General features: G+C 46.2%; 8 protein-coding genes, 15 tRNA genes and 1 rRNA gene (1 of these 24 only partly in view). 22 read left to right on the top strand and 2 right to left on the bottom strand.

Going from position 1 to position 10831, the window contains the following annotated elements:
* From MKX36_RS20615 to MKX36_RS20540, 16 genes are all read left to right on the top strand, one after another.
* Positions 1 to 2361: ribosomal RNA gene (locus MKX36_RS20615) — 23S ribosomal RNA — on the top strand (it extends 564 nt beyond the left edge of the window).
* 65 nt (positions 2362 to 2426) lie between these two features.
* Positions 2427 to 2502: transfer RNA gene (locus MKX36_RS20610), tRNA-Asn, on the top strand.
* Positions 2503 to 2505: 3 nt separating this feature from the next.
* Positions 2506 to 2597: transfer RNA gene (locus MKX36_RS20605), tRNA-Ser, on the top strand.
* A gap of 17 nt (positions 2598 to 2614) precedes the next feature.
* A tRNA-Glu gene (locus MKX36_RS20600) sits at positions 2615 to 2686 on the top strand.
* Between the two features lie 70 nt (positions 2687 to 2756).
* Positions 2757 to 2832, top strand: a tRNA-Val gene (locus MKX36_RS20595).
* A 26-nt stretch (positions 2833 to 2858) separates the two neighbouring features.
* A tRNA-Met gene (locus MKX36_RS20590) sits at positions 2859 to 2935 on the top strand.
* A gap of 15 nt (positions 2936 to 2950) precedes the next feature.
* Positions 2951 to 3027 (top strand) — tRNA-Asp (locus MKX36_RS20585).
* Positions 3028 to 3064: 37 nt separating this feature from the next.
* Positions 3065 to 3137 (top strand) — tRNA-Phe (locus MKX36_RS20580).
* Between the two features lie 22 nt (positions 3138 to 3159).
* Positions 3160 to 3235: transfer RNA gene (locus MKX36_RS20575), tRNA-Thr, on the top strand.
* Positions 3236 to 3239: 4 nt separating this feature from the next.
* Positions 3240 to 3325: transfer RNA gene (locus MKX36_RS20570), tRNA-Tyr, on the top strand.
* A gap of 7 nt (positions 3326 to 3332) precedes the next feature.
* Positions 3333 to 3406 (top strand) — tRNA-Trp (locus MKX36_RS20565).
* Between the two features lie 18 nt (positions 3407 to 3424).
* Positions 3425 to 3497 (top strand) — tRNA-His (locus MKX36_RS20560).
* A gap of 9 nt (positions 3498 to 3506) precedes the next feature.
* Positions 3507 to 3581 (top strand) — tRNA-Gln (locus MKX36_RS20555).
* Between the two features lie 6 nt (positions 3582 to 3587).
* Positions 3588 to 3659 (top strand) — tRNA-Gly (locus MKX36_RS20550).
* Between the two features lie 12 nt (positions 3660 to 3671).
* A tRNA-Cys gene (locus MKX36_RS20545) sits at positions 3672 to 3746 on the top strand.
* A gap of 11 nt (positions 3747 to 3757) precedes the next feature.
* Positions 3758 to 3836 (top strand) — tRNA-Leu (locus tag MKX36_RS20540).
* Between the two features lie 44 nt (positions 3837 to 3880).
* Here the strand turns inward: MKX36_RS20540 and MKX36_RS20535 are convergent.
* Both MKX36_RS20535 and MKX36_RS20530 read right to left on the bottom strand, forming a co-directional pair.
* Positions 3881 to 4006 (bottom strand): hypothetical protein, encoded by a 126-nt coding sequence (locus tag MKX36_RS20535; RefSeq protein ID WP_258196287.1) that lies wholly within the window; start codon positions 4004 to 4006, stop codon positions 3881 to 3883.
* A gap of 750 nt (positions 4007 to 4756) precedes the next feature.
* Positions 4757 to 4978, bottom strand: coding sequence for a hypothetical protein (locus tag MKX36_RS20530; protein ID WP_225164807.1), 222 nt, complete (start codon positions 4976 to 4978; stop codon positions 4757 to 4759).
* Positions 4979 to 5206: 228 nt separating this feature from the next.
* Between MKX36_RS20530 and MKX36_RS20525 the strand changes: the two genes are divergently transcribed.
* The 6 genes from MKX36_RS20525 to MKX36_RS20500 all read left to right on the top strand — a co-directional run bounded on the left by MKX36_RS20525 (position 5207) and on the right by MKX36_RS20500 (position 10808).
* Positions 5207 to 5728: a MarR family transcriptional regulator gene (locus MKX36_RS20525; protein ID WP_016819923.1), complete on the top strand. Its 522-nt coding sequence runs from the start codon at positions 5207 to 5209 to the stop codon at positions 5726 to 5728.
* Positions 5709 to 6485, top strand: coding sequence for a Fe-S cluster assembly ATPase SufC (gene sufC / locus MKX36_RS20520; RefSeq protein WP_016819924.1), 777 nt, complete (start codon positions 5709 to 5711; stop codon positions 6483 to 6485). Before MKX36_RS20525 ends, sufC begins: the two co-directional genes overlap by 20 nt.
* Before the next feature lie 23 nt (positions 6486 to 6508).
* Complete coding sequence (gene sufD / locus MKX36_RS20515; protein WP_025365815.1) at positions 6509 to 7816, top strand: Fe-S cluster assembly protein SufD; 1308 nt, start codon at positions 6509 to 6511, stop codon at positions 7814 to 7816.
* Between the two features lie 43 nt (positions 7817 to 7859).
* The gene (sufB, locus tag MKX36_RS20510; protein ID WP_019688583.1) at positions 7860 to 9257 is read left to right on the top strand and encodes a Fe-S cluster assembly protein SufB; all 1398 of its coding nucleotides are present in this window, start codon (positions 7860 to 7862) and stop codon (positions 9255 to 9257) included.
* 313 nt (positions 9258 to 9570) lie between these two features.
* The gene (locus tag MKX36_RS20505) at positions 9571 to 9810 is read left to right on the top strand and encodes a NifU family protein (RefSeq protein WP_013373004.1); all 240 of its coding nucleotides are present in this window, start codon (positions 9571 to 9573) and stop codon (positions 9808 to 9810) included.
* A 440-nt stretch (positions 9811 to 10250) separates the two neighbouring features.
* Complete coding sequence (locus tag MKX36_RS20500) at positions 10251 to 10808, top strand: TetR/AcrR family transcriptional regulator (protein WP_063209679.1); 558 nt, start codon at positions 10251 to 10253, stop codon at positions 10806 to 10808.
* Positions 10809 to 10831 lie beyond the last annotated feature (23 nt).

Genomic DNA, 10831 nt, shown 5'->3' with positions numbered 1-10831 from the left:
GTGTGCTTACAAGAAGTCAGAGCCCGATCTATGGGTGATGGCGTGCCTTTTGTAGAATGAACCGGCGAGTTACGTTCCCGTGCAAGGTTAAGGTGAAGAGCTGAAGCCGCAGCGAAAGCGAGTCTGAATAGGGCGAATGAGTACGTGGACGTAGACCCGAAACCGGGTGATCTACCCCTGTCCAGGGTGAAGGTGCGGTAACACGCACTGGAGGCCCGAACCCACGCATGTTGAAAAATGCGGGGATGAGGTGGGGGTAGCGGAGAAATTCCAATCGAACCCGGAGATAGCTGGTTCTCCCCGAAATAGCTTTAGGGCTAGCCTCGGAAAGAAGAATCGTGGAGGTAGAGCACTGATTGGGTGCGGGGCCCGCAAGGGTTACCAAGCTCAGTCAAACTCCGAATGCCATAGATTTAGTTCCGGGAGTCAGACAGTGAGTGCTAAGATCCATTGTCGAAAGGGAAACAGCCCAGACCATCAGCTAAGGTCCCCAAGTGTGTGTTAAGTGGGAAAGGATGTGGAGTTGCACAGACAACCAGGATGTTGGCTTAGAAGCAGCCACCATTGAAAGAGTGCGTAATAGCTCACTGGTCGAGTGACTCTGCGCCGAAAATGTAACGGGGCTAAACACACCACCGAAGCTATGGCTTGATGCTTGCATCAGGGGTAGGGGAGCGTTGAATGCGGGTTGAAGGTGTACCGGAAGGAGCGCTGGACTGCATTCAAGTGAGAATGCCGGTATGAGTAACGAAAAGATCTGTGAGAATCAGATCCGCCGAAAGCCTAAGGGTTCCTGAGGAAGGTTCGTCCGCTCAGGGTAAGTCGGGACCTAAGGCGAGGCCGATAGGCGTAGTCGAAGGACAACAGGTCGAAATTCCTGTACCACCGTAATCCGCTATGAGCGATGGGGTGACGCAGTAGGGTAGTGACGCGGACTGATGGATGTCCGTCTAAGCAGTGAGGCTGATGTGTAGGCAAATCCGCACATCGTAAGGCTGGGCTGTGATGGGGAGCGAAAATTATAGTAGCGAAGGTCATGATCTCAGACTGCCAAGAAAAGCCTCTAGCCAGGAGAAGGTGCCCGTACCGCAAACCGACACAGGTAGGCGAGAAGAGAATTCTAAGGCGCGCGGAAGAACTCTCGTTAAGGAACTCGGCAAAATGACCCCGTAACTTCGGGAGAAGGGGTGCCTCGGTAGGGTGAATAGCCCGAGGGGGCCGCAGTGAAAAGGCCCAAGCGACTGTTTAGCAAAAACACAGGTCTGTGCGAAGCCGCAAGGCGAAGTATACGGGCTGACGCCTGCCCGGTGCTGGAAGGTTAAGGGGAGTGGTAAGCCTTCGGGCGAAGCTATGAACCGAAGCCCCAGTAAACGGCGGCCGTAACTATAACGGTCCTAAGGTAGCGAAATTCCTTGTCAGGTAAATTCTGACCCGCACGAATGGCGTAACGACTTGGGCGCTGTCTCAACGAGAGATCCGGTGAAATTTTAATACCTGTGAAGATGCAGGTTACCCGCGACAAGACGGAAAGACCCCATGGAGCTTTACTGCAGCTTGATATTGAATTTGGGTACGATCTGTACAGGATAGGTGGGAGCCGTTGAACCTTGAGCGCCAGCTTGAGGGGAGGCATCCTTGGGATACCACCCTGATCGTATCTAGGTTCTAACTTGGTACCGTGATCCGGTGCGAGGACAGTGTCAGGTGGGCAGTTTGACTGGGGCGGTCGCCTCCTAAAGAGTAACGGAGGCGCCCCAAGGTTCCCTCAGAATGGTTGGAAATCATTCGAAGAGTGCAAAGGCAGAAGGGAGCTTGACTGCGAGACCTACAAGTCGAGCAGGGACGAAAGTCGGGCTTAGTGATCCGGTGGTACCGCATGGAAGGGCCATCGCTCAACGGATAAAAGCTACCCTGGGGATAACAGGCTTATCTCCCCCAAGAGTCCACATCGACGGGGAGGTTTGGCACCTCGATGTCGGCTCATCGCATCCTGGGGCTGAAGTAGGTCCCAAGGGTTGGGCTGTTCGCCCATTAAAGCGGTACGCGAGCTGGGTTCAGAACGTCGTGAGACAGTTCGGTCCCTATCTGTCGTGGGCGTAGGAAATTTGAGAGGAGCTGTCCTTAGTACGAGAGGACCGGGATGGACGTACCGCTGGTGTACCAGTTGTTCCGCCAGGAGCACCGCTGGGTAGCTATGTACGGAAGGGATAAGCGCTGAAAGCATCTAAGCGTGAAGCCCCCCTCAAGATGAGATTTCCCAATTAGTAAGACCCCTTGAAGACGACGAGGTAGATAGGTTGGGGGTGGAAGTGCAGTAATGCATGGAGCTGACCAATACTAATCGGTCGAGGGCTTATCCTAAGATAAGACGCAATGAAGTTTCGGATCCAGTTTTCAGGGTGTAACCTTGAAACAAATATTAATATTCCCTGATAGCTCAGTTGGTAGAGCACTCGACTGTTAATCGAGTTGTCACAGGTTCGAGTCCTGTTCGGGGAGCCATATGGAGAGGTGTCCGAGTTGGCCGAAGGAGCACGATTGGAAATCGTGTAGGCGCCAAAAGCGTCTCGAGGGTTCGAATCCCTCTCTCTCCGCCAGAATTATTTTATAGTATGGCCCGTTGGTCAAGGGGTTAAGACACCTCCCTTTCACGGAGGTAACAGGGGTTCGAATCCCCTACGGGTCATAAAAAAAATAATCACAAAAAGTTGCAATAAAAAGTTTGTTGTGGTATAATATGAGAAGTGTTCCGTTGAGGAGGCTTAGCTCAGCTGGGAGAGCATCTGCCTTACAAGCAGAGGGTCGGGGGTTCGATCCCCTCAGCCTCCACCATTTAAAAAGTAAATACTTATTACTGTCGCGGGGTGGAGCAGTTCGGTAGCTCGTCGGGCTCATAACCCGAAGGTCGCAGGTTCAAATCCTGCCCCCGCAACCAATTTAAATCTATTATGGAACTGTGGTGTAGAGGCCTAACATGCCTGCCTGTCACGCAGGAGATCGCGGGTTCGAATCCCGTCAGTTCCGCCATTAGTAATACATTGCTTGGTAAAGAGTCTTATTGTGAGGCTCGGTAGCTCAGTCGGTAGAGCAGAGGACTGAAAATCCTCGTGTCGGCGGTTCGATTCCGTCCCGAGCCACTTTTAATTGAATAGTTTTTGTGCCGGTGTAGCTCAATTGGTAGAGCAACTGACTTGTAATCAGTAGGTTGGGGGTTCAAGTCCTCTCGCCGGCACCATTTTGGAGGATTAGCGAAGTGGCCAAACGCATCAGACTGTAAATCTGCTCCCTTACGGGTTCGGTGGTTCGAATCCATCATCCTCCACCAGTTTTATAGGGGCATAGTTTAAAGGTAGAACAACGGTCTCCAAAACCGTTGGTGTGGGTTCAATTCCTGCTGCCCCTGCCAATTACTTCTTTTCCTGTGGCGGTCGTGGCGAAGTGGTTAACGCACCGGACTGTGACTCCGGCATTCGTGGGTTCAAGCCCCATCGGCCGCCCTTTCTTATTGGGGATTAGCCAAGCGGTAAGGCAACGGACTTTGACTCCGTCATGCATAGGTTCAAATCCTATATCCCCAGCCATCTTATGCGGACGTGGCTCAGCGGTAGAGCATCGCCTTGCCAAGGCGAGGGTCGCGGGTTCGATTCCCGTCGTCCGCTTAGTTATATTCTGGCGCCATAGCCAAGTGGTAAGGCAAAGCTCTGCAAAAGCTTTATTCCCCAGTTCAAATCTGGGTGGCGCCTCCATAATTAAATATGCCGGCGTGGCGGAATGGCAGACGCGCTCGACTCAAAATCGAGTGGGAAACCGTGGAGGTTCGAGTCCTCTCGCCGGTATTAACTAAAAAAGTTCATTAGAGACATTCTCTAATGAACTTTTTTTATTTGAGCTTTAGTACCCCACTCATTGCTTGAGCTGAAGACACCTTTGAGTTGTATTCCAAATGCGAATAAATATTTGCCGTTGTTGCATAATCGCTGCGGAACCATTCCTGAACTTCTTTCATGCTTACTCCTAATACATCTACATAAATATACTCCAGGTATTCAAGACAATAAGAATTGTCAGAAGATAAGCGATAGGATTCCTGTTATTCCTTCATACGAATCAGAAGCTCATAGAACGTGTCTCACCAATGGCAGTATATGGCGACTGACTTTATTCTTGTTGGGTCCTTTTCATCATCTCTTGCCATTGAAGCAAAAAGTCCGCTAACAGCCTTTAGCTATTACCGGATGGAGTAGTCGCTTTTACTCTTGCAGCATATCTTCGTTTTCAACCGCGAGTGCTTGTCCTTCCATATGATAATTCTTCCTGGCTTCCTGAAGCAAGATTTCGGCTCTTTTCTTGGTTCCTTTTATCTTAAGCCCCGTAGGGATCCATTTTGGTTATCGTTTACCATTCTCATCTTTACAGTTAGGCGGATGTCCCGTTGCGCTTTCTCCTCTTCCAACAACTCCAGAGGGTGAACCCGATCCTTTTTCAAATACCAGTTGAGCTTCGGAATGGATTTGCTACAAAAGTGGTAGCTAATCCGCCGATGGATTGCTTTAGCGCCCAGAAGGTGCATTTGATTTTGAACTGGGCGGATAAAGTTCGATGATCTAGGTCATCTCCAGTGTCAGATCGGTGCTGGCTAGAATGGAGCATCGCCTGTTCGGATTCACCAGCAAAAACCACAGTTTTTGGTATACTCTTTGGCCTCATAACATATCCAGACACAGGTAACTGACTGATTATTCATTGCTATACATGCTCACGATAGCGTACTCAAACGCGGCGATACGGCTTTAAAACAGCTCGGCCAAGCACCACCTTTGTCCTTTTTACGATAGCGACCCCGGTCTTTGGCAGGTGTACCATGACGTTCATAGGCAACGGTATTGGACTTGGCTTCGGTTACCAGATCCATCCGGGTGCTGCCGAATTGGTTCCATTGTTCAACCCCCGCAAAGCAGGATTGATCAGAGGTATTCAAAACCATTTCCAGAACGTGCTCTAGTCAAAACACAGCCTGAGGCCGATGACAATGACAACAAACCCATGATGAAAAGTGCCTCCAAAATTGTATCACATTTAACACAATTGATATTGATAATCAATATCAATTGTGTTAATATAACTTTGTTTACTAGTGAACAAAAATAATCTAATGGTGACACTAAACTTGGTCTGCAACTACTACAAAAGAGGGGAGATTGGGAAATTGGAGTTTCAAAATCATTTTAAAGGTCATCTTTACGAGCAATATATTAAAATGCTACATCTGAATGAGCTGTATACTGAACAAGAAATTAACTCGTTTCGGCAACAGGCCAGAAAGTACCAGATTGACATGCTCTCCAACAATATTACTAGTGTACACGTTATTGATTGCATTGGTGATTATGAACCGATAAATCATACCGGGATTGTGGAGAAGATGGGGTTGTCCAAAGCTAGTATTACTAAAATTAGTGCAAAGCTGCTGGAAATGGGCTTCATTATGAAAAGTCAACTGAACAGCAATCGTAAGGAGATTTACTTTAGTTTAACGGATAAGGGAAGACACGTTTATCATTTGCATAAAGAACTGCACAAAGAAAAAGAAGAAAGGTTTTACCAATTCATTGAATCCTATTCAGAGGTTGAGCTGCAGACTATTGGGAAATTTATGAGTGATTTGGTGGCGCGTGCCGAAGAATACTCCGAGGGGAAGTTTATGATAAATGACGACATTAAAGATTGAGGAATTAAGATCCAAGATTGAAGGGAAAGAAATTTTAAAAGGGCTCACACTGGAGATTCATGGCGGAGAGATACATGCGATTATGGGGCCTAATGGGACGGGGAAAAGTACATTGGCTTCAGCTTTAATGGGCCATCCCAAATATGAGGTTACTGGCGGTAAGGTGACATTGGACAATGAAGACCTTCTGGAGATGGAGGTGGATGAGCGTGCCCAGGCAGGCTTGTTCCTCGCTATGCAATACCCAAGTGAAATTGCTGGCGTGACCAACTCGGATTTTCTCAGAAGTGCCATCAATGCACGGCGTGAAGAAGGCGATGAGATATCCTTAATCCGTTTTATCCGTGAAATGGAGAGCAAAATGAAGGGGCTGGAGATGAACCCGGAATTTGTGCATCGTTATTTGAATGAGGGATTCTCTGGCGGTGAAAAAAAGCGGAATGAGATTTTGCAAATGATGCTACTTGAACCCAAGTTTGTGATCCTGGATGAAGTGGACTCAGGGCTTGATATTGATGCACTGCGTATTGTGGCCAATGGCGTAAATGAGATGCGCAGCCCGGATAGAGGCTTTTTAATCATCACCCATTATCAACGACTGTTGAATTATATTACCCCGGATTTTGTGCATGTCATGATGCAAGGCCAGATAGTTAAATCTGGCGGTCCGGAGCTTGCCCACCGTTTGGAGGCTGAAGGGTACGATTGGGTGAAGGAGGAACTTGGGATTACGGATGAGACGGTAAGGGAAGCTTAAAAGCCGGAGAGGAGGAACAGCACGTGGATATACAAGCTAGAGTTTCAATGAATGTGGACGATTTACGCGCATGGTCAAGTGCTAAGGATGAACCTCGTTGGCTGATTGAACGCCGCGTTCATGCACTCGAACTGGCAGGGACGCTGGAGTTGCCTAAAGTGGAGAAAATCAATCTTGAAAAATGGGATATCTACGAAAGTGGAGATTACAAAGCTGAGAATGCGTGGTCTAGTTTGGAGGAAGCGCCGGAGGTTGTTCGAGGTTTGGTTACTTCTCCGGTGAAAGGCGGACTAATCGTTCAGTTCAACTCGGATGTAGTGTATACGAAATTGTCCGAGAGCTTAGCCGCCCAGGGAGTCATTTTAACGGATCTGCATACTGCGGCAAAAGAGCATGAGGAGCTGGTTCAACGTTATCTCTTTCAGGCAGTAAAGCCAGAAGAACATCGTTTATCTGCTGCACACAGTGCCTTATGGAGTGGTGGCGTTTTTCTATATGTCCCAGACGGTGTAGAGGTTGAAGCACCTATTCAAGCGATCTTTCTTAACGATACAAGCGGTGTGTGTTTTGCTCCTCACGTCTTAATTGTGGCAGGGAGCAACAGCAAGATCACTTATGTGGATAATTGTGTATCGAGTGGTGATGATGTCAAGGTATTGCATAACGGTGTGACGGAGGTCTTCGCGGGGGCGGGCTCAAAGGTGCAAGTAGCTTCGGTTCATCAGCTTGCTGCAACTACAACAGATTTCACCCAGCGACGGGCGGTCGTTCTTGCTGATGGGGGTGTGGAATGGATTATCGGTGAGATGAACAATGGTTATACCGCCAGCGATACCAAGACTTTGCTACAAGGCAACGGGGTGGTCTCCGACAATAAGGTAATTGCTATTGGCACGGGTAATCAAAAATCGAGCTATACAACTCAAGCTCAGCATTTTGGCAGAAGCTCGGTAAGCCAGATGATTACGCGTGCAGTCATGCTTGAAGAAGCTACGGCCATTATCAACGGCATTACAAAGATTGAAAAAGGTGCAACCCATTGTGATGGTCAGCAAACAGAACGCGTGCTTATGCTAAGTCCTAAAGCTCGCGGCGATGCCAATCCGATCCTGCTGATAGATGAGGATGATGTAACCGCGGGTCATGCTGCATCCGTGGGGCAAGTAAATGCAGAGCAAATCTATTATCTGATGTCGCGCGGGATATCAAGGAGTGAAGCCGAACATCTTGTTATTTTCGGATTTCTCGCTCCTGTCATTTCGGAGATCCCGCTGGAAGGTGTTCGTAGTCGCCTAAAAGATTTAGTGGAAAGCAAGCTCGGCAGATCATAGCAAATCAAAATGATTCTTGAAAGGTTAAAAAGGAGTGATACTAATGGCTAAAAAAGCACCAGATATGGGCGAATATAAATATGGGTTTCGCGACAAGCACCAGTCTATTTTTCAATCTGGAAAAGGTCTGACGGAAGAGATTGTCCGGGAAATTTCCCGGATCAAGGAAGAGCCGGAGTGGATGCTCAATTTTCGGTTGAAAGCTTTGAATCAATTCTACAAAATGCCGATGCCTGAATGGGGAGCGGATTTGACCGGGCTAAATCTTGATGACATCCAGTATTACGTTCGCCCTTCTGAAAAACAGGGAAAGACCTGGGAGGAGGTTCCTTCCGAGATCAAAGCAACCTTTGACAAGCTGGGAATCCCTGAAGCGGAGCAAAAGTTCCTGGCGGGCGTATCCGCTCAATATGAGTCGGAAGTAGTTTATCACAGCATGCGGAAAGAACTGGAGGATCAGGGCGTTATTTTCCTTGATACGGATACTGCATTAAAGCAATACCCCGAAGTGTTTAAGCAATATTTTGGGACGATCATCCCTCCCGCAGACAATAAATTTGCGGCGCTTAATAGTGCGGTTTGGTCAGGCGGTAGCTTTGTATACATTCCGAAGGGTGTTCATTGCGAGGTTCCTATACAAGGTTATTTCCGTATTAATTCTGAAAATATGGGTCAATTCGAGCGGACATTAATTATTGCCGAAGAGGGCAGCTTTGTCCATTATGTTGAAGGATGTACAGCACCTATTTATAGTACCAGTTCTTTGCATAGTGGAGTTATTGAAATTATTTGCCGGAAAGATTCCCGTGTCCGTTACACGACCATTCAGAATTGGGCTCCTAATATCTACAACTTGGTAACCCAAAGGGCTGTGGTAGAAGAAAATGCCACAATGGAATGGGTGGACGGCAACATCGGCTCCAAGGTAACAATGAAGTATCCGGCAGTATTATTGAAAGGACGGGGAGCCAAGGGGTCCATCCTGTCTATTGCCGTAGCCGGTAAAGATCAGCATCAAGATGCTGGCGCGAAGGTAATACACCTTGCTCCCGAGACAACATCTACGATTATATCCAAATCCATCAGCAAGCAGGGCGGAAAAGTAAACTACCGAGGGTTGTCCAGCTTCAGCCGCGATTCCGCAGGGTCTAAGTCCAATATTAAGTGCGATACGTTGATATTGGATAACATGTCAACATCAGATACGATTCCATACAATGAAATTAAAAACGATCAGATTACTTTGGAGCACGAGGCAACAGTATCCAAAGTGTCTGAGGAACAATTGTTTTACTTAATGAGCCGCGGGCTTACAGAACAAGATGCTACACAAATGATTGTAATGGGCTTTATTGAACCGTTTACCAAAGAATTGCCAATGGAATATGCCGTTGAAATGAATCGGTTGATTCAATTTGAGATGGAAGGTAGCATCGGTTGATTCATTAATTTAATAGATCAAACCTTTATCATTCTTTAAAGAGGTGCTAGTAATGAAGAAAAATAAATCGGACGATTCAGAACTAGCTCAAATTACCCGAGAGATACGAAAACTTCAATTCTGCCTCCATATGCTGTCAGGATTGAGCGCAAGTTGTGGTGTGATGATACCTTTAGACTCTATTCATACGCTTATAAGGGAACTTTCGGATCAAGAGGTTACTCTTAGGCAAAAAGCAAAGGATCACTCAGACGATCTAGGATGAAAAAAGGTCTGAATGACGGTTGGTAAAACAATGGGAGGAGTTGACATAATGGATGAAAATGGAGTTTTATTCGATGAAGTATCGGAAGTTCTTCTCAAACTACGTCCTTTCTTACTGCGTGACGGTGGAGATGCTGAACTGGTCGAAGTTGAGAACGGTATAGCAAAATTAAGATTTTTGGGAGCATGCAATGGTTGCCCAAGTGCTACGATTACGTTAAAGGTTGCTATTGAGCGCGCAATTCTTGAGGAAATTGATGATATTAAAGAAGTTGTACAAGTATTCTAAAATTCCTCGATACTGAGCAACTGAGTTAGTCCTGTCGCAGACCATAGCTACGGAAGTTGATCCCGCTGCTCAATACCAAAGTACATCGACAGATTACCTTGCGGGTAGAAATCGACGAACAGCGCTTTTTTACCTTCGTCAAACAAGGTATTATCAAGATTTAATTCGGTATCGAGTGGGAAACCGTGGAGGTTCAGTCCTCTCGCCGGTATACACAAAAGGGTGATAAAATGCTTAAAGGCATTTTATCACCCTTTTTATTAATTGCATTCTCAATTTCGGCTACATAATTAATCGGGTGTCAGATGAATGAAGATAAGAACTTCACATAGTTTCTTTTCTAAATAGTATATTTGACTGGGACTTTGAGGTTGTAGTAGGATAGTGGTACTGAAAAAACATTTATAGTTTATTAAGTGTAAAAGAAATGAGGAACGCATATGCAAGAAAGAATTTTGGAAGCTTTTGTAGAGGAAGTTCATGAAAATGGCTTGAAATTCACGATGGATGATCTTGCGAAAAGACTTGCTATCAGTAAGCGTACGTTGTATGAAAATTTTTCGTCTAAGACGCTTATTTTAGAGACGCTTATTGAGCGTACCAATGATGATATGATTCGAAAAACGGAGCAAATTATCCAAAACAGTGAATTATCTTTGTTAGAAAAGATAAAACAATCGATTAGAGTGATGCCGTTGTACTATAAATTTTATGATTTGAGAATATTGGATCAGATGAAAAAGTATTATCCTGAGCAATGGAAAAAGGTACATGCAGATTTAAACGATTGGTCTCCAATTAGAACATTAATTCAGGAGGGTATCCGAGAAGGAATTATTGTGAACAAAAATGAAGCTTTGATCATGAAGCTTATTATTGATTCAGTGAACCTGACGCTTGATCAGCGTTTCTTTCTGGATAACAGTGTGACGGTAGAGGAAGCTACTTATTCCATTGTAGATATATTGTTATTTGGGTTAGTCGAGAAGCAAAAATAGTCTAATAATATATGCCTATAAAA

The organism is Paenibacillus sp. FSL W8-0439 (assembly GCF_038008995.1).
Taxonomy (GTDB): domain Bacteria; phylum Bacillota; class Bacilli; order Paenibacillales; family Paenibacillaceae; genus Paenibacillus; species Paenibacillus polymyxa.
Note: the sequence above shows the minus strand (reverse complement) of the source record. Positions and strands in the feature narration are given on the sequence as shown.

Excerpts from the sequence above, each read along its gene's own strand:
- MKX36_RS20535 (WP_258196287.1), bottom strand. The coding sequence starts at position 4,006 with ATGAAAGAAGTTCAGGAATGGTTCCGCAGCGATTATGCAACAACGGCA.
- sufC (WP_016819924.1), top strand. The coding sequence starts at position 5,709 with ATGACGACATTAAAGATTGAGGAATTAAGATCCAAGATTGAAGGGAAA.
- sufB (WP_019688583.1), top strand. The coding sequence starts at position 7,860 with ATGGCTAAAAAAGCACCAGATATGGGCGAATATAAATATGGGTTTCGC.
- MKX36_RS20505 (WP_013373004.1), top strand. The coding sequence starts at position 9,571 with ATGGATGAAAATGGAGTTTTATTCGATGAAGTATCGGAAGTTCTTCTC.
- MKX36_RS20500 (WP_063209679.1), top strand. The coding sequence starts at position 10,251 with ATGCAAGAAAGAATTTTGGAAGCTTTTGTAGAGGAAGTTCATGAAAAT.